The organism is uncultured Methylobacterium sp. (genome assembly GCF_964251405.1).
GTDB lineage: Bacteria > Pseudomonadota > Alphaproteobacteria > Rhizobiales > Beijerinckiaceae > Methylobacterium.
Window position 1 is genome coordinate 33052 of sequence record NZ_CAXUJR010000008.1, and the last position, 24423, is coordinate 57474.

Annotated in this window: 26 protein-coding genes; 13 read left to right on the forward strand and 13 right to left on the reverse strand. The window is 70.0% G+C overall.

From position 1 onward, the window contains the following. The first annotated feature begins 10 nt into the window (after positions 1–10). The 10 genes from ureC (at position 11) to ACFE7U_RS02955 (ending at position 10629) form a co-directional block, all read left to right on the forward strand. Positions 11–1732: an urease subunit alpha gene (ureC, locus tag ACFE7U_RS02910; RefSeq protein ID WP_375408228.1), complete on the forward strand. Its 1722-nt coding sequence runs from the start codon at positions 11–13 to the stop codon at positions 1730–1732. Positions 1733–1762: 30 nt separating this feature from the next. Further along, entirely contained in the window at positions 1763–2251 is a 489-nt protein-coding gene (locus ACFE7U_RS02915) for a DUF29 domain-containing protein (protein ID WP_375408229.1), read from the forward strand. 5 nt (positions 2252–2256) lie between these two features. Beyond that, on the forward strand, positions 2257–2736 hold the full coding sequence (locus ACFE7U_RS02920) for an urease accessory protein UreE (protein ID WP_375408230.1): 480 nt from the start codon (positions 2257–2259) through the stop codon (positions 2734–2736). Beyond that, complete coding sequence (locus ACFE7U_RS02925; protein ID WP_375408231.1) at positions 2729–3403, forward strand: urease accessory protein UreF; 675 nt, start codon at positions 2729–2731, stop codon at positions 3401–3403. Before ACFE7U_RS02920 ends, ACFE7U_RS02925 begins: the two co-directional genes overlap by 8 nt. Before the next feature lie 11 nt (positions 3404–3414). Beyond that, the gene (gene ureG / locus ACFE7U_RS02930) at positions 3415–4029 is read left to right on the forward strand and encodes an urease accessory protein UreG (RefSeq protein ID WP_375408232.1); all 615 of its coding nucleotides are present in this window, start codon (positions 3415–3417) and stop codon (positions 4027–4029) included. 142 nt (positions 4030–4171) lie between these two features. Then, positions 4172–5971, forward strand: a complete 1800-nt coding sequence (atzF, locus tag ACFE7U_RS02935; protein WP_375408255.1) for an allophanate hydrolase — start codon at positions 4172–4174, stop codon at positions 5969–5971. Positions 5972–6065: 94 nt separating this feature from the next. Further along, on the forward strand, positions 6066–6281 hold the full coding sequence (locus ACFE7U_RS02940; protein WP_375408233.1) for a ferredoxin: 216 nt from the start codon (positions 6066–6068) through the stop codon (positions 6279–6281). Next, complete coding sequence (locus tag ACFE7U_RS02945) at positions 6278–7582, forward strand: NAD(P)/FAD-dependent oxidoreductase (protein WP_375408234.1); 1305 nt, start codon at positions 6278–6280, stop codon at positions 7580–7582. Before ACFE7U_RS02940 ends, ACFE7U_RS02945 begins: the two co-directional genes overlap by 4 nt. Then, the gene (locus tag ACFE7U_RS02950; protein ID WP_375408235.1) at positions 7582–8817 is read left to right on the forward strand and encodes a cytochrome P450; all 1236 of its coding nucleotides are present in this window, start codon (positions 7582–7584) and stop codon (positions 8815–8817) included. The genes ACFE7U_RS02945 and ACFE7U_RS02950 overlap by 1 nt, the downstream gene beginning before the upstream one ends. 90 nt (positions 8818–8907) lie before the next feature. Then, positions 8908–10629, forward strand: coding sequence for a patatin-like phospholipase family protein (locus ACFE7U_RS02955; protein ID WP_375408236.1), 1722 nt, complete (start codon positions 8908–8910; stop codon positions 10627–10629). On the opposite strand, the gene ACFE7U_RS02960 is transcribed toward ACFE7U_RS02955, so the two are convergent. The 4 genes from ACFE7U_RS02960 to ndk form a co-directional block, all read right to left on the reverse strand. Then, positions 10584–11267, reverse strand: coding sequence for a class I SAM-dependent methyltransferase (locus tag ACFE7U_RS02960; protein WP_375408237.1), 684 nt, complete (start codon positions 11265–11267; stop codon positions 10584–10586). The two genes, ACFE7U_RS02955 and ACFE7U_RS02960, sit on opposite strands and share 46 nt — an antisense overlap. Continuing rightward, positions 11264–12508 (reverse strand): DUF3419 family protein, encoded by a 1245-nt coding sequence (locus tag ACFE7U_RS02965; protein WP_375408238.1) that lies wholly within the window; start codon positions 12506–12508, stop codon positions 11264–11266. Before ACFE7U_RS02965 ends, ACFE7U_RS02960 begins: the two co-directional genes overlap by 4 nt. A 286-nt stretch (positions 12509–12794) precedes the next feature. After that, a complete protein-coding gene (locus ACFE7U_RS02970) occupies positions 12795–13172 on the reverse strand; it encodes a hypothetical protein (RefSeq protein ID WP_375408239.1) in 378 nt (125 codons plus the stop codon). Positions 13173–13293: 121 nt separating this feature from the next. After that, on the reverse strand, positions 13294–13716 hold the full coding sequence (gene ndk, locus ACFE7U_RS02975; protein ID WP_375408240.1) for a nucleoside-diphosphate kinase: 423 nt from the start codon (positions 13714–13716) through the stop codon (positions 13294–13296). Positions 13717–13933: 217 nt separating this feature from the next. Here ndk and ACFE7U_RS02980 point away from each other — a divergent pair, with 217 nt between their 5' ends. Further along, entirely contained in the window at positions 13934–14407 is a 474-nt protein-coding gene (locus ACFE7U_RS02980; protein WP_375408241.1) for a DUF2147 domain-containing protein, read from the forward strand. 54 nt (positions 14408–14461) lie between these two features. Here the strand turns inward: ACFE7U_RS02980 and tatC are convergent, their stop codons facing one another. The 6 genes from tatC to argS all read right to left on the reverse strand — a co-directional run bounded on the left by tatC (position 14462) and on the right by argS (position 20775). Next, positions 14462–15262 (reverse strand): twin-arginine translocase subunit TatC, encoded by an 801-nt coding sequence (gene tatC / locus ACFE7U_RS02985; RefSeq protein WP_375408242.1) that lies wholly within the window; start codon positions 15260–15262, stop codon positions 14462–14464. Positions 15263–15264: 2 nt separating this feature from the next. Further along, positions 15265–15744 carry a Sec-independent protein translocase protein TatB gene (gene tatB, locus ACFE7U_RS02990; protein ID WP_375408243.1) on the reverse strand — a complete coding sequence of 160 codons (480 nt, stop codon included), beginning with the start codon at positions 15742–15744 and terminating at the stop codon, positions 15265–15267. A gap of 150 nt (positions 15745–15894) precedes the next feature. Continuing rightward, a complete protein-coding gene (locus ACFE7U_RS02995) occupies positions 15895–16158 on the reverse strand; it encodes a twin-arginine translocase TatA/TatE family subunit (RefSeq protein WP_375408244.1) in 264 nt (87 codons plus the stop codon). A 149-nt stretch (positions 16159–16307) separates the two neighbouring features. Continuing rightward, positions 16308–17312, reverse strand: coding sequence for a beta-N-acetylhexosaminidase (gene nagZ / locus ACFE7U_RS03000; protein WP_375408245.1), 1005 nt, complete (start codon positions 17310–17312; stop codon positions 16308–16310). A 173-nt stretch (positions 17313–17485) separates the two neighbouring features. Further along, positions 17486–18997, reverse strand: a complete 1512-nt coding sequence (locus ACFE7U_RS03005; RefSeq protein WP_375408246.1) for an SPOR domain-containing protein — start codon at positions 18995–18997, stop codon at positions 17486–17488. 29 nt (positions 18998–19026) lie between these two features. After that, complete coding sequence (gene argS / locus ACFE7U_RS03010; RefSeq protein WP_375408247.1) at positions 19027–20775, reverse strand: arginine--tRNA ligase; 1749 nt, start codon at positions 20773–20775, stop codon at positions 19027–19029. Positions 20776–21030: 255 nt separating this feature from the next. Here argS and ACFE7U_RS03015 point away from each other — a divergent pair, with 255 nt between their 5' ends. Together ACFE7U_RS03015 and ACFE7U_RS03020 are read left to right on the forward strand one after the other, a co-directional pair. Then, positions 21031–21357 carry a hypothetical protein gene (locus ACFE7U_RS03015; protein ID WP_375408248.1) on the forward strand — a complete coding sequence of 109 codons (327 nt, stop codon included), beginning with the start codon at positions 21031–21033 and terminating at the stop codon, positions 21355–21357. Positions 21358–21444: 87 nt separating this feature from the next. Beyond that, entirely contained in the window at positions 21445–22014 is a 570-nt protein-coding gene (locus tag ACFE7U_RS03020; RefSeq protein ID WP_375408249.1) for a hypothetical protein, read from the forward strand. On the opposite strand, the gene hpxZ is transcribed toward ACFE7U_RS03020, so the two are convergent. Genes hpxZ through ACFE7U_RS03035 form a run of 3 tightly spaced genes read right to left on the reverse strand, consistent with a single transcriptional unit; the run spans position 22015 to position 24003 of the window. Continuing rightward, positions 22015–22395, reverse strand: a complete 381-nt coding sequence (hpxZ, locus tag ACFE7U_RS03025; RefSeq protein WP_375408256.1) for an oxalurate catabolism protein HpxZ — start codon at positions 22393–22395, stop codon at positions 22015–22017. Between the two features lie 5 nt (positions 22396–22400). Then, positions 22401–23798, reverse strand: coding sequence for an AtzE family amidohydrolase (locus tag ACFE7U_RS03030; RefSeq protein WP_375408250.1), 1398 nt, complete (start codon positions 23796–23798; stop codon positions 22401–22403). Position 23799: 1 nt separating this feature from the next. Continuing rightward, entirely contained in the window at positions 23800–24003 is a 204-nt protein-coding gene (locus tag ACFE7U_RS03035) for a DUF4089 domain-containing protein (RefSeq protein ID WP_375408251.1), read from the reverse strand. Positions 24004–24423 lie beyond the last annotated feature (420 nt).

Sequence of the window (24423 nt, forward strand, 5' to 3'; positions counted from 1 at the left end):
GGAAGCCCGCATGTCGAATAGCCCCGCCTCCCTCCCCCGTGCCGCCTACGCGGACATGTTCGGCCCGACCACCGGCGACAAGATTCGCCTCGCCGACACCTCCCTGGTGATCGAGGTCGAGCGCGACCACTCCATCTACGGCGAGGAGGTGAAGTTCGGCGGCGGCAAGGTCATCCGCGACGGGATGGGGCAGTCCCAGGTCACCAACCAAGACGGCGCGGTCGACACGGTGATCACCAACGCGGTGGTGCTCGACCATTGGGGCATCGTGAAATGCGACGTGGGGCTCGTACGCGGCCGCATCCACAAGCTCGGCAAGGCCGGCAACCCGGACATCCAGCCCGGCATCGACATCGTCGTCGGCCCCGGAACCGAGGTGATCGCAGGGGAAGGAAAAATCCTCACGGCCGGCGGCTTCGACAGCCACATCCACTACATCTGCCCGCAGCAGATCGACGAGGCCCTGTGCTCGGGCGTCACCACCATGCTGGGGGGCGGCACCGGCCCGGCGCACGGCACCTTCGCCACCACCTGCACTCCCGGCCCCTGGCACCTTGCCCGGATGATCGAGGCGGCGGACGCGTTTCCGATGAACCTGGCCTTTGCCGGCAAGGGCAACGCCTCGCGGCCCGAGAGCCTCGTCGAGATGATCCGGGCCGGGGCCTGTGCGCTGAAGCTCCACGAGGATTGGGGAACGACCCCGGCCGCGATCGATTGCTGCCTGACGGTGGCCGACCTGCACGACGTGCAGGTGATGATCCACTCCGACACGCTCAACGAATCCGGCTTCGTCGAGGACACCATCGCGGCGTTTGCCGGCCGCACCATCCACGCGTTCCACACGGAGGGCGCGGGCGGTGGGCACGCGCCCGACATCATGAGGGTGGCGGGGCTGGCCAACGTGCTGCCGTCGTCCACGAACCCGACGCGCCCCTACACGAAGAACACCATCGACGAGCATCTCGACATGCTCATGGTCTGCCACCACCTTGACCCGTCGATTCCCGAGGACCTCGCCTTCGCCGAGAGCCGCATCCGCAAGGAGACGATCGCGGCCGAGGACATCCTGCATGACCTCGGCGCCCTCTCGATGATGTCCTCGGACAGCCAGGCCATGGGCCGTGTCGGCGAGGTCGTCATCCGGACCTGGCAGACGGCCGACAAGATGAAGCGCCAGCGCGGTGCGCTCCCCGGCGACGCGTCGGGCAACGACAACCTGCGTGCGCGCCGCTACGTCGCGAAGTACACGATCAACCCGGCCATCGCGCACGGCGTCTCGAAGCACGTCGGCTCGATCGAACCGGGCAAGCTCGCCGACCTCGTCCTGTGGTCGCCGGCCTTCTTCGGGGTGAAGCCCGACCTCGTGATCAAGGGCGGCGTCATCGCCGCAGCTCCGATGGGCGACCCCAACGCCTCGATCCCGACGCCCCAGCCGGTGCATTACCGCCCGATGTTCGGCGCCTACGGCCGCGTGCCCTTCTCCACGGCGCTGACCTTTGTCTCGAAAGCCGCGGTAGACGACGGACTTCGCGACAAACTCGGGGTGCAGAAGCAACTCGTCGCGGTGGAGAACGTGCGCGGTGGCATTTCGAAGAAGAGCATGATCCTCAACGACGCGACGCCGGTGATCGAGATCGACGCGGAGACCTACGACGTGCGCGCCGACGGGGAATTGCTGGTCTGCGAGCCGGCCGAGGTGCTGCCGATGGCGCAGCGGTATTTCCTGTTCTGAGGTAGGATCGCTCGGTGTGACGGGAGCCTCATGATGTCGAAGGCCGCATTGAAGCCGCCCCCGGCGGCGGATCCCTACGAGGGGGATTTCTACCTCTGGACGCAGGCGCAGGCCGAACTGCTGCGCGCACGCCGCTTCGACGAACTCGATCTTGAGAGCCTGATCGACGAGGTGGCGAGCGTAGGCGGGAGCGAGAAGCGCGAGATCGAGAGCCGGTTGACCGTCCTGCTCGGGCACTTGCTCAAATGGAAGTATCAGCCCGGAGCCCGCACCAACAGTTGGTCGGCAACCTTGTTCGAGCAGCGCACGCGGATCGCGCTGATCCTGCGTGCGAGCCCGAGCTTGAAGCGGCATCCGGCGGGCGCGTTCGAGGCGAGCTATCTGTCCGGCCGATTGCTCGCTTCCAGGGATACCGGCATCGACTTCACGCTTTTCCCGCAGAAGCCTCCGTTTACGGTCGCGCAGACGCTGGATCTCGGTTACCTCCCCAAGGAACCCGACCTCCTGGATCAGTCCTGACCGCGATGATCCGCGCCACCCGCATCATCCGCCGCGATGCGCTCGCCTCCGGCGAGATCGTCGACCGGATCGTCCTCGATCACGGCGACCGGCACCGCCGCCGCCTGGCGATGCGTGGCGTCGGCGGCCTGAGCTTTCTCCTCGATCTTGCCGAACCGTCCGTCCTCGACGACGGCGACGCCCTGGCGCTGGAGGACGGCCGGCTCGTCTGGGTCGAGGCCGCGCCCGAGCCCTTGCTGGAGATTCGCGCCGACAGCCCGCTCGCCCTGAAGCGGCTGATCTGGCACATCGGCAACCGCCACATCCCGGCCGAGATCGCGGATGAAGCCGTCTATATCGGCTTCGACCACGTGCTCGCCGAGATGGTGAGGGGCTTGGGCGGCACGGCCGAGCCAGTCGAGCGGCCGTTCCGGCCCGAGGGCGGCGCCTATGCCGGGGAGGCCGCCGGGCACCACCATCACGGCCATCACCACGCCCATGATTGAAGCGGTGCGCCTGATGGCGTGGCTGTCGCCGACCTATCCGGTCGGGGCCTACGCCTACTCGCACGGGCTCGAATGGGCCGTGGAATGCGGAGTCGTCCGGGACGAGGCGACGCTGGCCGGATGGCTTTCGGACGTGCTGGAACTGGGCTCGGGCCGCAACGACCTGATCCTGGCCGCGCACGCTCACCGCGCGGCGGGCGAGGCCGACCCCGACGGGCTGGTGACGGTCAACGACCTCGCCCTGGCACTGGCGCCCTCGCGCGAACTTCACCTTGAGACGACACAGCAGGGCCGCAGCTTCCTCGACGCGACGCTGGTCGCCTGGCCGCATCCGACGTTATCCAGGCTAGCGGACGCCCTACCGGCCGAGGTCGCCTATCCGGTCGCCTTCGGTCTCTCGGCCGGCGCCCACGGTATGGCGCTGCCGCCCGTGATCTCCGGCTTCGGCCTCGCCTTCATGCAGAACCTCGTGTCGGCAGCACTCCGGCTCGCACCCGTCGGCCAGGGCGCCGGCACGCGGGTGATCGCCGGGCTGACGCCGCGGGTCGTGGCCCTGGCCGAGACGATCCCCGCCCTCACCCTCGACGATCTCGGCAGCGCAACGCTCCGGCTCGATCTCGGCTCGTTCCGGCACGAGACGCAGTACTCGCGCATCTTCCGCTCATGAGGATTTGGCCCATGACCTCCCGCAACGGCCCGCTTCGCGTGGGCATCGGCGGCCCCGTCGGCTCGGGCAAGACCGCCCTGATGGAGCAGCTCTGCAAGCGCTTTCGCGACCGCTTCGAGATCTGCGCGATCACCAATGACATCTACACCAAGGAGGACGCCCGCATCCTCACGGTGGCCGGCGCGCTGCCCGAGGAACGGATCATGGGCGTCGAGACCGGCGGCTGCCCGCATACCGCCATCCGCGAGGACGCCTCCATCAACCTCGCGGCGGTGGCCGAGATGCGCCGGCGCTTCCCCCGGCTCGATCTCGTCCTGATCGAATCCGGTGGCGACAACCTCGCCGCCACCTTCTCGCCGGAGCTCGCCGACATCACCCTCTACGTGATCGACGTGGCGGGTGGGGAGAAGATCCCGCGCAAAGGCGGTCCGGGCATCACCCGCTCGGACCTGCTCATCGTCAACAAGACCGATCTGGCACCCTTCGTCGGTGCCGACCTCGGGGTAATGGAGGCCGACACGAAGCGCATGCGGGGCGCGCGGCCCTACGTGTTCGCCTCGTTGCGCGAAGGCAAGGGAGCGGACGAGGTTGCGAAGTTCGTGGAGATGGCCGGAGGCTTGGCCTGATTCCGTCCCGTAGCGCTTGCCCCCGGGACGCCGGCCGCACTTTCCTTCCCCGTGGCGGGAATCCTGCGTGAGATCCGGGTGGGACCGGGTCAGACCCTGCAGGGCAGCGGATCCGGGGCGGTGATCCAGGAGACATGACGTGATGCTGCCGGCCATCCTCGACCTCTCGACCCTGCGTGACCTCTACGCGTCGGGACGCCTGACGCCGGTCGAACTCGCCTGTGCGATTGCCGACCGGATGGTGGCGTCCACCGACCCGGCCGTGTTCATCACCCCCGTCGGCCGCGAGGCCCTGGTCGCGGCCGCCGCGGACCTGTTGGCGCGCCACCCTGAGCCGAACTCGCTGCCGCTCTGGGGCGTGCCCTTCGCGGTCAAGGACAACATCGACGTCGCCGGCTTTCCCACCACCGCGGCCTGCCCGGCCTTCGCCTACACCCCCGGAGCCGACGCGGCCGTCGTCGCGCGGCTCAAGGCGGCCGGCGCCCTCGTCACGGGCAAGACCAATCTCGACCAGTTCGCCACCGGGCTGAACGGCACCCGCTCGCCTTACGGCGCGCCGCGCAGCGTCTTCGACGCGGACTACGTCTCCGGGGGGTCGAGCTCCGGCTCGGCGGTCGCGGTGGCGGCGGGGCTGGCGAGCTTTTCGCTCGGCACCGACACGGCCGGCTCCGGCCGGGTGCCGGCGGCCTTCAACAACCTCGTCGGGATCAAGCCGACGCCGGGGCTGCTCAGCACCACCGGCCTCGTCCCGGCCTGCCGCAGCCTCGACTGCATCAGCGTCTTTTCGCTGACCGTCGGCGACGGGCTCGCCATCCGCCGCATCGCGGAAGGGTTCGATCCAGGCGACCCGTTCTCGAAGGCGACAGTCCCGCATCCCCTGCCCGCTCAAGGCCTGCGCGTCGGCGTGCTGGCCCCGGCCGAGCGCGAGTTCTATGGCGACCGCGACACCGAGGCGCTCTACGACGCAGCCATCGCACGTCTGCCCGACTTCGGTGCCACCGCGGTGCCGTTCGACTACGCGCCATTCCGCGAGACGGCGGCGCTTCTCTATCAGGGACCCTGGGTCGCCGAACGCCTCGCGGCCGTGGCGGCGTTCCATGCCGAGCACGCGGATGCCTTCGATCCGAGCGTGCGGGCGATCGTCGAATCGGCGAACGATTATAGCGCCGTCGACGCCTTCGAGGGCCGCTATGCGCTCGAAGCGCTGCGCCGGCGCGCCGAGGCCGCCTTCGCCGAGGCCGACATCCTGCTGCTGCCGACATCGCCGACCACCTACACGGTGGCGGCGATGCTCGCCGACCCGATCCGCCTCAACAGCCATTTCGGGCACTACACCAACTTCGCCAACCTGCTCGGCTACGCCGCCATCGCGATCCCCGCCGGCTTCCGGCCGGACGGCCTGCCCGGCGGCGTCACCCTGGTGGGACCGGGCTTCAGCGACGACGCCCTCGGAATCCTCGCCGACGCCCTGCACCGGGCCGCACGCCCCGGCATGGGTGTGGACCGGCACGCCGCCCTGCCCGAGGCGAGCCGGGTGGAGCCCCCGGTCCCCGAGGCGATACCGCTCGTCGTTGTGGGGGCCCATCTCTCGGGCCTGCCCCTCAACCACCAGCTCACCGATCTCGGCGGCACACAGCTCCGCGCTACGCGAACGGCGCCCGATTACCGCCTCTACGCCCTGCCCGGCACGCAACCGGCCAAGCCCGGCCTCGTGCGCGATCCCGGATTTGCCGGCCCCGGTCTCGCCGTCGAGGTCTGGGGCCTCTCGCCCGCCGCGTTCGGCCGCTTCGCCGCTGCCATTCCGGCCCCTCTGGGGATCGGCAAGATCACCCTGGAGGATGGCAGCGCCGCCTCCGGCTTCCTGTGCGAAGCCCATGCCCTCGACGGCGCGGAGGAGATCACCGCCCATGGCGGCTGGCGAGCCTATCTCGCGACGGCCTAAGTCGCGTTGCGTAGGTGGATCATCGGCGCCCACGCCCCATCTCATGTCGCAGGATGCGCTCACGCCTGGAGCGGCCTTCCCGGAAACGAGTGAGATGCGCGTCGTCGTCGATCTGAACCGCTGCCAGGCTTATGCCCAGTGCTGCTATGCCGCCCCCGAGAGCTTCGAGCTGCGCGGAGCCGAGATCCTGTTCTACGATCCCTCCCCGAAGCCCGAGGACCGGGGCCGGATCGAGCGGGCGGTCCAGTCGTGCCCGGTTCGCGCGATCAGCCTCGAGGTGGACGAGCCCGCCGCCGGCACCGACCGATGAGCGCCGGACAGGGTGACCGCGTCGTCGTGGTCGGCGCCTCGCTGGCCGGCCTGCGCGGGGCCGAGGCCCTGCGCCGGGCCGGGCATCGCGGCCCCCTGACCATCGTCGGCGACGAGCCGCATGCCCCCTACGATCGACCGCCCCTGTCTAAGCACGTCATCGCCGGGGAACTTGGCTCTGATGCGACGACGCTGCCCAACCTCGTGGCCCTCGACGCCGAGTGGCGCCTCGGCCGGGCCGCCACCGCCCTCGATACGAGCGCCCGGGAGGTCGTCCTCACGGACGGAGTGCGGGTGGCCTACGATCGGCTCCTCATCACGACCGGCACCGCGGCGCGGCCCTGGCACGATCCGGCGCAGGCCTCGCTCGAAGGCGTCTTCACCCTGCGCGGCCGCGACGATGCCGCTGCCCTGCGGGAGGCGCTCGCGGCCCGGCCGGAACGGGTGCTGATCGTCGGCGGCGGCTTCATCGGCTGCGAGGCGGCCTCGGTGTGCCGCGACCTCGACCTCGCTGTGACGATGATCGACCCGATGCCCGCGCCCCTCGCCAAGGTCCTCGGTCTCGTGGTCTCGGGCTTCCTCGTTGACAGGATCAAGGCGTCGGGGGTGGAGGTCCGGTCGAACGCGCGTGTGCGATCGCTCGACGCGGACGGGACCGGCCGGGTCGCGGGCGCCACCCTCGGGGACGGAAGCAGGATTTCGGCGCAGGTCGTGATCGTCGCGCTCGGCGCCGTGCCCAATACCGGCTGGCTCAAGGGATCGGGACTCGTCCTCGAAGCGGGTGGCCTCGTCTGCGACGGCCATTGCCGCGTGCGGGACGAATCCAGCGCCTTCCGGCCGGAGATCCGCGCAGCCGGCGACGTCGCCCTGTGGCCGCATCCCCTCTACGAGGACCGCCCGGTGCGCCTCGAACATTGGGGCAACGCGGCGGCCCAGGGCGCCTATGTCGGCCGTGCCCTGGCTCTCGGCGATGCCGGGCAGCCGGCCTTCGCCGAGATGCCGACCTTCTGGTCGAGCCAGTTCGGCCTCAACATCAAGCTCGTAGGCCTCACCGAAGGCGCCGAAAGCCTCGCCTTCGTGCAGGGATCGCTCAAGGAGCGCCGCTTCGTGGCCGTCTACGGCCGCGCCGGGCGGACGATCGCGGCCCTGTCCGTGGACTGCGCCCGGTGGCTTCCCGCCTATGTCGAGGCCATTGCGGCCGGCGCGCCGTTCCCGCCGATCGAAGGCGCCCTCGACCAACCCGCCCGCCTCGCCACGCTCGACCCGGCCTGGCCCGCCGATCCCGCCAAGGACAAGGCCTGATGGCTGATCCCACCCTGTTCGCGCAGATCAAGGACCCGTCCAATCGCGCCGACCCCTACCCGCTCTATGCGCGCCTGCGCGGCCATCCGGTGACGCGCCAGGACGACGGCAGCTATCTCGTGAGCTCCCATGCGGCGATCCGGGCTTTGCTGTTCGATCCGCGCATCAGCTCGGCCGACCTGCCGCCGGCCCACAGCCCGCCCACCGGCAACCCGCTGAAGGACTGGATCCTGCGGCCGATCAAGGACGAGATCGTCAGCCGGCACCGGCCGCTGATCTTCCGCGATCCGCCGGACCACGATTCCCTGCGCAACATCGTCATGACCCAGTTCACGCCCGAGCGGGTCCACGGGATGAAGGCGCGCACGGAGAGTCTCGTCGGCGAATTGCTCGACAAGTGCCGGGGACGCGACGAGATCTGCGTCGTCGACGACCTCGCCTATCCGCTCCCCGTCACGATCATCTGCGAGATGCTGGGTGTGCCGCGCGAGGACGAGCCGCGCTTCCAGGGCTGGGCGACACAGCTCGCCACCGCCCTCGAACCCGATGCCCGACACGACGAGGAGACCCAGGCCGAGAACCGCAGGACCTTCGACACCATCTCCGACTACATGAAGGGCCTGATCAAGGAGAAGCGCCGCAAACCCCAGGACGACATGCTGAGCGGGCTCGCCGCCAAGACGAAGGCCGGCGCGATGGGCGATTTCGACCTCATCGCCACGTCGATCCTGCTCCTGGTCGCCGGCCACGAGACCACGGTGAACCTCATCACCAACGGGATGCTCACCCTGCTGCGCCACCCCGACGAGATGGAACGCCTGAAACACGATCCCGAGCGTGCGCCCCGGCTGATCGAGGAACTGCTTCGCTTCGAGCCGCCGGTGCATTTCCGGACCCGCAAGGCGCTGGCCGATATCCCGATCTCCGGTCAGGTCATCCCCAAGGATGCGGCCGTCGTCCTGCTCTTCGCGGCGGCCAATCGCGACGCCGACCGCTTTCCCGATCCCGATCGCTTCGACCCCGACCGCCCCGACAACCAGCATTTCGGCTTCGGCGGCAGCCTGCATTACTGCCTCGGCGCGCCCCTGGCCCGGATCGAGGGCGACGTCGCCCTCGTCACCCTGGCCCGCCGTCTCGTCAACCCGCGGCTGATCGACGATCCGCCGCCCTACCGCGACGGCGCGTCCTTGCGTGGCCCGAAATCCCTGCGTTTGCGGATCGACGGCATCGCCTGACCATCCTGGCGCAACCTTCGTAGGGCAGCCTTCCTTTCCAAGGGTGCCCCACGGCTCGGCCTGAGAGGCGCCCAGACCGGAAACGCGCGGATGGAAGAACCCGATATCCCGTTCCTGAGGTCCCTCGACGAGGACGCCGCCCAGGCCATGCGCGATCGGCTTGCCTCCGTGGTCGTGGCCGGCGGCCGAACCCTGTTTCACGAGGGAGACGAGGCCGACGCCCTCTACACCTTGGCGTCGGGCGCGATCGGTATCTCGCGGCGCGATCGACAGACGGGCGCGATCCGGCGCGTGGCCCGCCTGGGCCCGCCCGTGACGGTGGGGGAGATGGCCCTGCTCTCGGAAGGGCCGCGCTCGGCCACCGCGACGGCCTTGCGCGATTCCCATCTCTACCGCCTGAGCCGCGATGCCTTCGCGGAATTGGTCGAGCGCCACCCCTCGACCATGCTCTACTTCACGCGCCTGCTGGCCGACCGGCTGCGTCGGGCCGACGATGCGCCGGTGCTCGACAACGCGCCCCGCACCTTCACCGTCCTGCCCGTCACCGAGGGTGCCTTCGTCGATGAGGTGGCGCACGGCTTCGCCCGGGCGCTCACCGGCGGGATCGGCTATCTCGATGCCTGGCCGGAGGAGGCGGACGAGACCTGGTTCCACCGCTTCGAGAGCGGGCACGACCGCGTCGTCTACCTCGCCGACGAGCCCGGCAGCGCCTGGACCCGGCTGTGCCTGCGCCGCTCGGATCACGTCCTGCTCCTGGCCGAAGCCGGCCGGCCGCCCAAGCCCGCCTGCGTCGACTTCGCGGCGCGCACTCCCTCGGACTGGGTCCGGCATGACCTCGTCGTGGTGCAGGCGGCCGACGCGGTGCTGCCGCGCCCGGCCCATCCGGTGTTCTCGGACGTGCCGGTCTCGATGCGCATCCATGTGCGGCCGGGACACGCCGCCGATCTCGGCCGCCTCGCCAGGCTCGCCAGCGGCTGCGCCCGTGCCGTCGTGCTCGGCGGCGGCGGCGCCAGGGGCTTTGCCCATCTCGGCGTGATCCGGGCCCTCGAGGAGGCGGGCCTGCCCATCGATGCGGTGGGCGGGACCAGCATGGGCGCCATCGTGGCCGCGAGTCTGGCAATGGGATGGAGCCAGGAGCGCATCCTTGACGAGACGGTGGCCTCCTTCGTCTCCCGCAACCCGCTCAACGACTACACCCTGCCCGTCCTGGCGCTGACCCGGGGCACCAAGGTCGACGAGGGCCTCGCCCGCACTTTCGCGGGCGTGCGGATCGAGGACCTGTGGCTGCCGTTCTTCTGCGTCTCGTCGAACCTCACCACCGGGACCGCGATGGTGCACGATAAGGGCGACCTCGTCACGGCCCTGCGCGCCAGCATCGCGATCCCCGGCCTGCTGCCGCCGGTCTGTACGCCCGACGGCATCCTGGTGGATGGCGGCATGATGAACAATCTGCCCGTGGACGTCATGGCGGCGCGCCAGCGCGGGCCGGTGCTCGGCGTCGACGTGGCCAGCGACCTCGCCTTCCAGACCGTTCCGATGCGGAACTGGCGCGGACGGATGCTGCGGCAATGGCTCGGCGCACCCCAGGAAACCCCGGGCATCGCCCAGCTGCTCCTGCGGGCGGCCACGGTGTCCAGCGACGCGCAGACGGCGCTGGCCTCCCATCATGCCGCCGCCATGCTGCGGCCCCCGCTCGCCGGCATCGACCTCCGGGCCTGGTCCTCGCACGCGACGACGGCCGCCATCGGCCACCGCCACGCGGTCGATCAGATCGCCGCCGGCACGCTCGCGGACTGGGCCGAGGAGGCTTGACGGCACAGGATGCCGTGCACTGCGTAGCCGCGGTAGCGTTGATGGACCGCGCAGCTCAGGCCCCGCGCCGCGGCGGTCTCGGCAAGGGCGAGGGGAAGCGTCCCGCGCGGCGTCACCGAGAAGGCGGCGAGCCAGCGGTTCAGAGCCTCCCGGAATGGCCTCGGCAAGCCGGCCTGGCCGCCGAAATCGACGACCTGAAGGGTGCCGCCGACGTTGAGATGCCCGGCGGCCTCGTCGAGCACGGCCTCCCAGGGCGGGATCATCGACAGGGCGTAGGAGATCACGATCCGGTCGAAGCCAGACCGGCCGAACAGGGCTTGGGGCGAGAAATCCGTGGCGTCCGCGCAGGCGAGCCGGATGCGGGACGATAGCCCCGCCCTGGCGACGGCTCGGCCCGCCGTGTCGAGCATCGCCGCCGAGACGTCGAGGCCGAAGCATCGTGCCTCCGGATAGGTGCGGGCGATGCGCACGAGGTTGCGCCCGGTGCCGCAGCCGATCTCGAGCACGCTGCCCCCGCGCGGTGGCGCCAGGGCGTCGATCGCCGCGTCGCGACCGAGCAGGTAGAACTTGCGGCTGGCGTCGTAGATGTGGCGCTGGCGCCGGTACATCCGGTCCATCGCTTGCGCGGCCGCGCTCATGCGGCGAGCCGGTAGAGGTGGAAGCCGCCATAGATCGCGGAGCGGTCGCGGGCGCAGTAGGCGCGGCTCTCGGCCTCCGCGTAGGTCCAGGCGTTCAGGATCGCATCCGGCACCCGGCCGGGCAGGCAGCGCTCGTCGGCCGCCGTGCGGAAGATGACCCGGGCGCCTGGCCGCGCCGTGCGGGTGATCTGCGTCCACAGGGCGGTGAGGTCGGCATCCATCATCCAGTCCTGCGCGTCGAGGAGCACGTAGGCGTCGGCGCTGGACTTGGGGCTCGCGGCGAGGAAGGCCGTCATCGATTGCTGCTGGTAACGCACCCGGCCGGCGCGTTCGCGCACGATCTCGAAATTCGCCGCCTGCAGGTAGGGCGGCAGGGCGGCGTCGGGGGCGGGGTCGTAGCGGCGGCCGAAGGCCTGCCAGGCGAAGTAGTTCGACCGGACCTCGACGTCGCAGGCCAGCCGCTCCATCCGGTGGCGCAGGACCGCGACCATGCCGCCCGGCCTGTCCTTGGCGAGCGCCCCGTACTGTGCGGGCGGGATGCCGAGGCCGTAGAGCGAGGCCGGCTTTCCGATCAGCCAGCGCACGAAGGCCTTGTCGAAGAGCGGCGCGATCTCGGCCTCGAACGCGCTACGCTGCTCGGCGAGGGTCCGGGCCTTCAGGACTGCGGAGAGATCGTGGCCGTAGAGCCGCGCGAGCCGGTGGCCGGCACCGATGAAGCGCCCGAGCAGGCCGGTTCGGTAGAAGTCCCTGGCGAAGACCGCGATGCGGCGGCGGCCGGTCAGTCCCTTGGCTTCCCAATAGGCACGCGAGACCGGGTCGAGGCGCGGCCGGATCAGGGTATCGTAGGCCGTGATGTTCTCTGGCGCGTCGGTGCGGCCGAAGAACCGGAAGAAGCACTCGTGGTCGGGCAGCGCCTGCAGCCCCGCGAGCTTGAGGCGCCCGAGCGCCACGTGGGCACCATTGAGATCGACCGCGCTGATTCGGGCGGGATCGGCGGTGAGGTAGGAGAGGACATTGCAGCCGCCTGACGCGATGGCGACGACATGGTCCTGCGGCCCGAGCGCCAGTGCATCCATGTCCACCACCGGATCCTCCCAGATCTGGGGATAGACGAGGCCGCTGAAGGCGAGCGTGAACAGCCGCTCGGAGAGGCCGGCCCGCGAGAGCGGGGCGTTGCGGTGGACGGCACCGGTCAGCCCGAGGCTGGTCTCGCGGCGGATGGCCCGGGCTGCGCGCGTCATGGGGGTCTTCGGTCACGGGGAGGCGGGTGCCTGACCCTTGCGCCGGTACGCCATCCGCATGACCGTGCGGTGACGGCACGAGCGACCGATCTCTTCCGCGGTTCGCGGAAGGCAAGGTACGATCGACCACGCGGGACCTTCGCGAGCGAAGACAATCCCCTGCTTCACGCAACGCCTGTTCAGCGCGCGCCTCTCCTCCGCCATCAGATCTCGGGCTCGCCCGAGATCCGTGCTTTTGGTGTCCAAGTCGGGCAAGCCCGACTCGGGTGCGGGAAGGGAGTGGCGCTCAGGCCGGGCGCGGCAGCTGGCATGCGTCCAGCGCGGCCAGCGCCTTGGCCTTGGCGGAATCGTTGAAATAGCCGGTGGACCGGTAGGACTCGATCTCGCCCCTGTCGAGGGAGGCCAGCGTCCTGTCGGCGTAGCAGCCGCAGGGACGGGCGAGCGACGCCTCGGGCACGCTTTGGAGGCGCCCCTGCGTCACCGTGCAGGCGTAGCGCACGCGGCCCGCGAGGTTGCGCGGCGAGGCGGTCTTGAGCGCCGGATCGGGCGTGTAGCCTTCGAGCGCGGCGGTGGGGCCGGTCTTCGTGGAGTTGCAGGCGGCAAGGAGGGAGAGCAGGCCGGCCGCCAGGATGAGGCGGCCGGTGCGCGGGTTGGTGGTGCGCATGGAAGATGTCCGGGTCGGTGGGGCGGGATCGTTCAACGATCCGCTTTCACGCGCCGGCCTGCCATCGCGCAAGGGCTGCGCAGCCACACCTTCGCGGCAAGTGGCGCGCCGCAGGTGGCGCTCAGCCGACGATGTCGCCGTCTTGGAAGAACTGCGCGATCTCCATCGCGGCATTCTCGGCGCTGTCCGAACCGTGGACGGTGTTCTCGCCGACGGATTCCGAGAAGGTCTTGCGGATGGTGCCCTCGGCAGCCTGGGCCGGGTTGGTGGCGCCCATAATCTCGCGATACTTCGCCACCGCGTTGTCGCCTTCGAGCACCTGCACCACGACCGGGCCGGAGGTCATGAACGCGACGAGCTCTCCGAAGAACGGGCGCTCCTTGTGGATTCCGTAGAACGTCTCGGCCTGCTCGCGGCTCATCTGGATGCGGCGCTGGCCGACGATGCGCAGGCCCGCCTTCTCGATCAGCGCGTTGACGGAACCGGTGAGGTTCCGCTTGGTCGCGTCGGGCTTCAGGATGGAGAAGGTGCGCTCGGTGGCCATGGTCGGTCCGGTTCTGGTCGGTCAGCCGAAAACGGCTTCGGCGCCGGGCTTATAGCCGGCGAGTCCGGGACCCTCAACCCGCCGACGAAAACCCTATCATCATGGCAGGAACGCAACACCGCCGAAAAATCGCCTGAAAGCGACGCTTTCCTCACGGGCGACGACGGCAGCCTGTTCCGAAGGTTGCCGGCCCTCACCTCACAAGGAGATCCGAGCCATGCGCGCCGCTCTGACAGCCGCCCTCCTCCTCTCCGGCCTCGGTGCCGCCCAGGCCGCTCCCGCCCAGGATCCATCGGGGACCTGGCTCACCGGGGACGGCCGCGCCAAGATCCGTATCGACCGCTGCGGCCCCGGTGCCGTCCAGGTCTGCGGCAAGGTCGTCTGGCTCAAGGTCGCGACCACCGAGACTGGTGCACCCCGCACGGACCTCAAGAACCCCGACCCGAAGAAGCGCACCCGGCCCGTGCTCGGCCTGCCGCTCCTGGAAGGCCTGAAGCCCGACGACACCAAGTTCTCGGGCGACATCTACAATGTCGAGGAAGGCAAGACTTATCAGGTCAGCCTGGAGCGCGAAAGCAGCTCGGAGCTCAGCGTCTCGGGATGCCTTCTCAAGGTGCTGTGCGGGTCGCAGACCTGGACTCGGGTTCCCGACGTGAACCAGCAGGCGGCCAACGGGAAGACGGCTCCCTGACGCTTCGGTCGCCTGGGAAAGCCCTCGTCGGCTCGCCGAAGGGACGAGGGTTCCCTATGGGTCCAGACCTTCCGCCTTGCGCTTCTCTGCGCGGCGGCGCTCGACATGGCTCACGGAGAAGATCGAGACCTCGTAGAGCAGCAACATCGGCAAGGCGAGCGAGAGCTGCGAGATCACGTCGGGAGGCGTGAGGACCGCGGCGGCCACGAACACCAGCACGATGGCGTAGCGGCGCTTCTCGCGAAGAAACGCCGTATCGATGACGCCGATCTGACCGAGCAGCGTCAGGATCACGGGGAGCTGGAAGGCAAGGCCGAAGGCGAAGATCAGCGTCATGATCAGCGAGAGGTACTCGTCGACCTTCGGCAGGAGCGAGATCGTCGCCTCCCCCGGCTCACCGATCTGCTGCAGGCTCACCGAGAACTGGATGAGCAGCGGCATCGCGAGGAAGAACACCACCAGCGCGCCGAGGATGAAGAAGATCGGCGTGGCCACGAGATAGGGCATGAAGGCCTTGCGCTCGTTCTTGTAGAGGCCCGGCGCCACGAAGGCGTAGACCTGCGTCGCGATCACCGGGAAGGCGAGGAAGCCGGCCCCGAAGACGCTGAGCTTGATGTTGGTGAAGACCTGTTCGAGGAAATGGGTCGCGATCAGCTTGGCGTTGGCTGCCCCGACGATGCTCACGTAGGGATAGACCAGGATGTTGTAGATGTGCTTCGAGAAGAAGAAGCACACGAAGAACATCACGATGAAGGCGGCGAGCGACTTGATCAGTCGCGACCGCAACTCGATGAGGTGCTCGATCAGCGGCGCGCGCGAGGACTCGATGTCGGCCTCGTCGTTGGTGGTGCTCATCGTCATGCCCCCCGGGCCGGGGAGGATGGCCGCGGCGGCTCGACCGGGTCGCCGAAAGTGGGTGCCGGGAAGGACGATGCCCCGTCGCCTTGCGGCGTCTCGGGCGCCGGGTCGGCCGGAGGGGTCGCACTCTCCTCGGCCGAGAGTTGCGCCGCCACGTTGGCCAGGGGCTGTGTGCTCGACTGTGCAGGCCGGCCCTCGACCGCGTCCTTGATCTCGTTGCGTATGGCCTGCACGGGATCGAAGACCGGGCCCATCGTCCCGGTCGACCGCTTGATGCCGTCGACGTCCTTTCGGACCTCGTCGAGCTCGGCCTCGCGCACGGCTTCCTTGAACTGGTACTGGAACTCGCCGGCCATGCGCCGCATCTTGCCGGTCACCTGGCCGACGGTGCGGAGGGCCTTGGGCAGGTCCTTCGGGCCGATGACGATCAGCGCGATGCCGCCGATCAGCATCACCTCGCCCCAACTCATGTCGAACATGGCGTCGATCGTCCCGTGGGGCCCTCGGCACGGCTCGCGCCGAACGGCGGGCGTGACCGGACAGTCCTGCTCCCGCAAGTCGCGGCGCCGCCGGGAGCGCTATGCCCCCGCCTCGTCACGCCGTCCACTCGCGAAAGTGCGTTGCGTGCCTCAACCGACCTTGCGGTCGGCGGCAACGGTGTTGGCGGTGGCCGGCTCACCCTGATGCGGCAGCGTCCGCACCGGATCGGTCGCGCTCACCGGAGGGGCGGGCTGAACCGGAGACGCAGGCGTCTCGTCCTCGGCCATGCCCTTCTTGAAGGCCTTGATGCCCTTGGCGACGTCACCCATCAGGTCGGAGATCTTGCCGCGGCCGAACAACAGCATCACGATGCCGGCGACGATGATCCAGTGCCAGATACTCATGCTGCCCATGGCAACCTCCCCTGCCGCGGGCTGTACCCACGCCGCGGCGTCTCGTGCGATCGGATTGCGGCGAACCTAAGGATCGCGCTGCCCGAACACAAGAAGTCGCCAGGGCCGCAGGGCCGATCCCCGTGGGATGGCGGACTGATTCTACAGGTTCAGGCGGCCTGGGCCAGGGCTTTGGCGAAGGTGGCGCGGGCTTCCGCCAGGTCGAGGTCGGAGGCCGGGCGCAGCAGCGCGAGGGCCGCATCGGCCCGGCGCAGGGCATCCCCGGCGAGATCCGGAGTACCCTCGACCACGCCGCGCATCTCGGCGATCTCGCCGTTGCAATGCAGGGCGACGTCGATGCCGGCCGCGAAGGCGGCCTCCGCGCGGTCACGGAACGAGCCCGTCAGCGCATGCATCGAGAGGTCGTCGCTCATCAGGAGGCCGTCGAAGCCGATCGATGCGCGGATCACCTCCTCGATCATCCGCCGGGACTGCGTGGCCGGCCGCGACGCGTCGATGGACGCGTAGACGACGTGGGCGCTCATCGCCATGGGCAGGTCTGCGAGCGCGCGGAAGGGCGCGAAATCATGCGCGTCCAGGCTCTCCCGCGAGGCCTCGACGACGGGCAGGCCCTTGTGGCTGTCGCACGCGGCGCGGCCATGGCCGGGGATGTGCTTCATCACCGGCAGCACGCCCCCCGCCATCAGGCCCTCGGCCACCGCCCGGCCGATCGCCGCGACCGCCTCGGCGCGGTCGCCGTAGGCCCGGTCGCCGATCACGTCGTGGGCACCGGCCACCGGCACGTCGAGGACGGGCGCGCAATCGACGTTGATGCCCACGCTCGCCAGGTCATGCGCCATCAGGCGGGCTCCGAGCCGCGCCACCGTCGCGGCCGAGCCATCGAGACGTCCGAAGGTACGGCCCGGCGGATAGGACGGCCAATGCGGCGGCCCCATGCGCTGGACCCGGCCGCCCTCCTGGTCGATCAGGACCGGCGCATCGGCCCGGCCGATCGTTACGCGCAGGGCCTCGGTGAGTGCCCGGACCTCGTCGGGCGTGCCGATGTTGCGCTTGAACAGGATGAAGCCCCACGGCCGGACCTCGCGGAAGAACGCGGTCTCCTCCGCCGACAGGGTGCGGCCGGCACAGCCGAGGATCAGGGCGCGGGTTGTCATGGGGCGTGAGGCTCGCGGGATGTGGAATCAGCCGCACCGGCGGCGCTTGACGTGCTGGGTCCCGGATCACCGTCCGCTCTCGCGTCGGGTATCCGGGAGGGGACTTCACGAAAGGACGCCCGAAACCTCGGCGAAATCCTCGGTTCTCGGATACGCCCAGTTCTCGGATACGATCAGTTCTTGGCCACGAAGCACTGCCCGCCCGCGCCCTGGAGCTGGCTGCACAGGCTCGTCGCCTCTTCCTTGGGCAGCGGCCCGACGCGGACGCGGAAGATGGTCTTGCCGTTGACCTCGGCCTGCCGGATCAGGGCGGGCTGGCCGCCGAGCTGGCTGTACTTGGCCTGCATCTGCTTGAAGGCGGCCTGGGCCTCGGCCTGGCTGGTGCGCACGCCGAGCTGGACCGAGAAGCCGCCGACGGCGCCGGTTGTGACGGCCGGCGCGGCCGCGGTCTCAGGAGCTAGGGCGGCGACCTTCTGGCTCGTCTCCTTCTGGGTCGTCTTGGGCTTCGGCGCGGGTGCCGGCGGAACCTCGACTGCCGCGGTGGTCTCGGGAGCCGGCGTCGCGATCGGCGGCGCGATCTTCGCGGTGCGGGGGCGGAGCGAAGCCGTGGTGGCGGTGCCGTCGGTGCCCGCGCCCGGCATCACCATGCTGGGGATCACCGATGCCGGAACCGAGGACGGGGTCGTGTCGGCGAGCTGCGCCGGCGTTTCGCGCTGCGGGGCCGGAGGCGGCGTGTCGGGCTTGACCGAGACGGTGCGGACCCGGCGCGGCTCGCCGAGGGACTCGGCCAGGGTGCCTTGTGGCGTGCCTTGCGAGGGAGCCTGTGAGGCGCCCGGCGTCGCCGTTGTGGGTGTGGTGCCGTTCTCGGCGGGGCGCTGTGCGGCGCGGGCCGCCTGGGCGACGTCGACCGGCTGCTCCTCGCGGTTGACGATGCGGATCTGGCCTTCCTTCGAGTTGCGATCGTAGATCTGCTTGTTCTGATCGGGGATCTCGACGCCGTCCGCGGTCTTGGGGGCGATCTTGAGCGGCGCCTGATCGGCCATGATCGTGGGGACGCCGCCGCCACCGGTGCTTCCGGAATGCAGGCTGCGCCAGGTCAGCGCGCCGGTGACGCAGACGACGAGGACGCCGAGCCCGGCTCCCACCGAGACGAGGCGGTTGCGCTGGCGCGGCTTCTCGGCGGACACGTTGCGGTAGGCGGTGGCGTCGTCGACGAAGTCGGGCTCGCCCCCATGGTGACCTTGCTCGTGCCGACCTTGGCCGTCGACGCGCGGATGACCTTCCGCGTCGTACCCGCCCTGCTCCACCGAGGCGAGGTACTGGTTGAAAGCATCGGCCGGCGAGGCCTCCGGCGCGTGGCCATAGGCCGGGTCGTATCCGGCCTCGTGGATGGGCTGATGCGGATGGTGCTGCGCCTGATCCTGGTGCGCCGTACGTCCCTTCGCCTGGGCATCCTCGAAGAAGGTCGGTTCGATACGGCCGCCCTGTTGGACCGGCGCCTGCTGTCCGGCGACGCGGGCGTCGCGCACCTGGAGCAGGGCGCGGAAGGGATCGTCCTGTCCGACGATGCGGGCGAGCTCGGCGAGCGGGTCACCCTTCGGCTGGGCAGCGCGCGGCGCCGGCTGCTGCAGCTCGCGCTCGAACGCGTCGAAGTCGACAGGCGCTCGCGAAGCGTTCGGCGTCATGGCGGCATTCCTTTACATGCGGCGTACCCTCACCGCATCTCGGCCGGCGCGGTGACGCCCAGGATCGCGAGGCCGGAGGCGAGAACGCCCCGCAAAGCCTCGACGAGGGCCAATCGTGCCCGAGTCGAGTTTCTGTCGGTTGGATTAACAAACCGTAATTGCGGCAAGTCTTTGCCCTTGTTCCAGAAACCATGCAGGGAACTGGCCAGTTCGTAGAGATAGAACGCCACACGGTGCGGCTCATGCGCCGCCGCGGCCGATTCGACGACACGGGGATACTGGGCGACGAGACGCATGATCTCGACCTCTCCCGGATCGTTCAGCAGCGACAGGTCGGCGTCGGCGAGCAGGGCGCCTTGCGAAAAGTCCTCGCCCGGCATCGCTTCCCTCGCCTGCCGGAACACCGAGGCGCAGCGGGCATGCGCATATTGCACGTAGAAGACCGGATTGTCTTTCGATTGCTCCACCACCTTGGCGAGGTCGAAGTCGAGGGTCGCGTCGTTCTTGCGGTAGAGCATCATGAAGCGGATGGCGTCGCGGCCGACCTCGTCGACGACCTCGGCCAGAGTGATGAACTCGCCCGCGCGCTTCGACATCTTCACGGGCTCGCCCGCGCGCAGAAGGCGCACGAGCTGGCAGAGCTTGACGTCGAGGCTGGCCTGCCCGCCGCTCACGGCCTTCACCGCCGCCTGCATGCGCTTGACGTAGCCGCCATGGTCGGCCCCGAGCACGTCGATGAGGTCGGTGGCCCCGCGCCGCCATTTTTCGCGGTGATAGGCGATGTCGGAAGCGAAGTAGGTGTAAGAGCCGTCGGACTTCAGGAGCGGCCGGTCGACGTCGTCGCCGAACTCCACCGTGCGGAACAGGGTCTGCTCACGGTCCTCCCAATCCTCGGGCGGCTGGCCCTTGGGCGGCGGCAGCCGGCCCTCGTAGACGAGGCCCTTCTCCCTCAATTCGGCCAGGAGGTCGGCGACGGCGCCCTTCAGCGTGGCCTCGGAGAAGAACACGTCGTGGTGGATGCCGAGCCGCGCGAGATCGCCGCGGATCAGGTCCATCATCGCCGCGATGGCGGTCTCCCGCACCAGCGGCAGCCACTCGGCCTCGGGCCGGTCGAGGAGGTCGGCGCCGTGAGCCTCGGCGAGACGCTGCCCGACGGGCACGAGGTAGTCGCCCGGATAGAGCCCCTCGGGCATCGGGCCGACATCCTGCCCGAGCGCCTCGCGGTAGCGCAGGTGGGCGGAGCGGGCGAGGACGTCGACCTGCGCGCCGGCATCGTTGATGTAGTACTCGCGCGTCACGTCCCGGCCTGCGGCGACGAGGAGGTTGGCGAGCGCGTCGCCGAACACCGCGCCGCGGCCGTGGCCGACATGCATCGGCCCGGTCGGGTTGGCCGAGACGTACTCGATGTTGACCGGGCCGCCCGGCATCGCGGCGCGGCCATAGGCCGATCCGTCGGCGAGGGCGGCACGCACGACATCCTGGAAGATGCCCGGTGCCAGCCGCAGGTTGATGAAGCCCGGCCCCGCCACGCTCGCCTCGACCACGCCCGGGTCGGTGCGCAGTTCGGCCGCAAGGGCCTCGCCGAGCGCTTTCGGGTTCGCCTTGGCCTCCTTGGCGAGCACGAGGGCGGCGTTGGTGGCGAGATCGCCGTGGGCGGGATCGCGCGGCGGCTCGACCACGACGCGGGAGAGGTCGAGCCCCTCGGGCAGGTGCCCGGATCGGGAGAGCGCCTGCAACGCCTCGCGGACGCGTGCCTCGAAGGTGGCGAAGATGTTCATCGGGTGGAGCCGGGGCCTGCGGTGGAACGACCGCGCCGGGTGCACGCGCCGTCTACAAGCGGCGCGGCATAGCAAGGGCGGGCGGGGGTGTCACGGGATGCGGCCTCCTAAGCCGGGTCGACGAGGCTGGCCACCCGCATCGATGATGAGGCGGCTTATGGCGGATCGTCGCGCCCGAGGCTCGGAGTAGGAGGCTTGCGGTTCGCAGCCTTCCGCCCGACCTTCCCGTCCGTGTCGCCATCGAGCTCTGGACCCATGTCCCCGATCTTCCGCCCACGCGAGGCCTCGAACCCGCTCAACCCAGCCCAGGCACTGGCGCGGGCGCTCGAACGCCTCTCCGAGCACGGCTTCGTCGAGGTCGCCCGCAACACCCGGGGCGATTCGGTCTACCTCAAGCCGGAGGGCTGCGAGTTCGCCCTGCGCGTCTCCAACCATGCACGCACGCCGAAACAGCGGCGCAACCACCCCGATGCGGTCACGAGCCTCGTGCTGCGCGAGCCCAAGAGCGCGGCCCAGATCGACGACCTCGTCGCGGCGGCCCTGCGCAACTTTTCCGCCGAGCGGGCACGTCGGGCGGTGTGATGACGCCCCGGTTCGGACACATCGGCCGCTCATTCCAGTGGGCCACGCCAGTGGACCACGACGATTTTCGCGCGTGAGGACGAGACGATGACGGCGATCCGGATCACGGGCGGCGCCTGCGGTGCCGGGGCTGGAGACTATGAAGACGGGGTCTTCACGATGCCCGACGGAACCACGCGTGGCGTCGAGACCCTGTCCGCCCTGGACGGACCCGAAGCCATCGATCCTCCCTCGCATTGGAGCGGCGATCTGGTGCGTGGCCTTCAGGGTGCCATGGCCTCGGCCGAAAAGCTTCCCCGGCCCCTGAGCGTGGCCGCCTCCGCCCTCGGGTTCGGGCTCGGCGCCTTCGAGGCGAAGCCGCCGGTCGCGACCCTGCGCGCAGCGTTCACGGATGGTTCCGATGCCGTGATCGAGGTGGAGGCGGACCTTGCGGCACTGATCGCGAGGGACCGTACCGTGATCGGCGCCGCCTTGGCCCGCCAGGTCCAGCCCGCCCCGGCTCGGACGGTGTTCGCCAGCGATGCAGACCGGGTCAAGACACCGCTATTGGAGACCCCGCTATCCGAGACGCCGATGTTGGAGACGGCGATGTTCGAGTACGAGAAGCGTAACGGTCGCCTGCGCCGCGTCGCCCGCAAGGAACCCGCCGGGGGCTGATCAGCCTTCGATCAGGCTGACATGGGCGGCGACCACCTTCCACCCGTCCTCGAACCGCAGCCAGGTCTGGCTTTGACGGCCGATCTTGCCGGGGACGCCCTCGCGCCGGAACAGGGTCATGGCGGTCGCCGTGTCGCGGCCGTAGGTGGTGATGACCGTATCGTGGATCGTCCGGGCCAAGCCTTGCGGCGAGCGTGCCCGGCGGAAGGCGCGGATCGCGTCCATGCCGTAGAGGTTCTCGCCGATCCCGTATCGGATGGTGCGGGGATCGTCGCGAAACAGGTCTTCGAGCACCGGCACGTCATTGGCGTTGAGCGCCGCCTCGTAGCTCATGAAGGCCGCTTCGACCTCGGCCTTCACTCCCGGATCGTCGATCACCATCATGCTCACAGCTCCGCTACGGGGGCGCTTACCACGCCGTCGCTCTCCAACCGGCGCGCGACCCTCAGGGCGAGAGCCTCGTTCCAGGGTGCGGCGATGACCTGCACGCCGAGCGGCAATCCATCGTCGATCCGCACCGGCACCGCCGCCACCGGGAGGCCGATGAAGGAGATCGGTTGCGTGAACACCCCGATATTGGCCCGTACCGGCAATGTCACGCCGTCGAGGACGAAATGGGTCTGGCCGGATCTCGGGGCTCTGCAGGGCGTCGAGGGCGCCAGGATGATGTCCACCTGCGTGAACAGGTCGGCCACGGCCGCGCGGTACCAACGGCGGAAGCGCTGGGCGCGCTCGACCCAGGGCGCCGGGATCATCGCCCCCGCGATGAGGCGGTCGCGGACGGCCGGGTCGAAATCGCCCGCGCGGCTGCGCAGCCGGTCGAGGTGGAGGGCGGCGCCCTCGGCGGCGGTGATGAGATAGGCCGCCGCCCTGGCGCGGGCTGCCTCCGGGATCTCGATGCGGCGCGTGCAGTCCAGCGCCTTGGCGATGGCCTCCACCGCGGCGAAAGCCTCCGGGTCGCCGCCGGTGGCGAAATAGCCACCGGCCACGGCGATGCGCAGATCCGCGATACCCTCGTCGAGGCCGGCCATGGCGGGCTCGGGCGCGCGGGTCGTGGTCGCGGCATCCTCCGGGTCCGGCCCCTGCATCGCATCATAGGCGAGCGCGAGGTCGGCGACGGTTCGGGCCATCGGCCCGAGATGGTCGAGGCTGCCGACGAAGGGGAAGCTGCCGGCCCGGGTCAGGCGGCCATAGGTGGGCTTGAGCCCGAAGCAGCCGCAGAAGGCCGAGGGCACGCGGATCGAGCCGTTGGTGTCCGAGCTCAGCGCGATCGGCACCAGCCCCGCCCCGACCGCGCCGCCAGAGCCTCCCGACGAGCCCCCCGACATGTGGCCGAGATCGTGCGGGTTGCGCGTGCCCCCGTCATGGACGTTCTCGCCGGTGAAGTCGTAGGCGTACTCGCCCATGTTGAGGGCGCCGACCAGGATGGCGCCGGCCGCCTCCATCCGGCGCAGCACCGCGCCGTCGCTTGTGGCGGGCGGACGATCGCGGTTGATCGTCGAGCCGGCGCGGGTCGGCAGGCCCTCGATGTCGATGAGATTCTTGACCGCAAAGGGTACGCCGGCGAGCGGCCCCAATGCCTCCCCGCGCGCGTGGGCGGCGTCCATGGCCGCGGCCTTCGCGATTGCGCGCCCGGCAAGCACGTCGGTGAAGGCGTTCACGGCGCCGTCGACCCGCGCGATCCGGGCCAGTGTCGCCGTCACGACCGTTGTCGTGCTCAAGGTCCCGTCACGCACCGCATGGGTGATGGCATGCGCATCCATCAGGCTCGGATCGATGGTCATGTCAGGCCTCGAACACGGGGGCCGCCTCGGCCTCGTCGGGCAGGGGAAAGGCCGCGACGCGCTCGGCCGCCGCCCTCAGCACGGCGAGGTTGTCGGCGACGCTTGCGGCCCAGGCCGGGTCGACCGGCAGCCCGAGCAATGCCGCGGCCGCGGCGACATAGGCGGCCGGCACCTCTGGCGCCTTCGGGGACGAGGACTGGGTCATGGTGCCTCCTGGGATCTGTTGCGGCGAGCCCGGCTGTCGCGCGTTGCGAGAACGATGCCGCCGTCCTGTCGGGGCGACGATATGCCTACGCCTTTGCTCGGATTAGCGCCCGATGCTGATGCGCCACGGTCAGCAACGGCGCCATACTCGCAGCCGGCATCGGGAGGAAGTCCGCCTCGGCGGACTTGGCCTTCCAGGGTTTCTGATCGACGATGGCATCGCCCTCGCATGTCGCCGGCCTAGGTGGATCACACGAGCCGTGGCGTCCTCCGGCGTCCCGACGACAGCGAAGGAGTGGGCATGGACGATACGGCCGCCACGTCGAGCCGTCTTTGGATCCGCTCGCCGCTCGCGATCCTTGCGCAGGCTGCGGGCAACGGGATCGTGGTTCAGGGAACCCGCATCGTCGAGCGCGTGCCG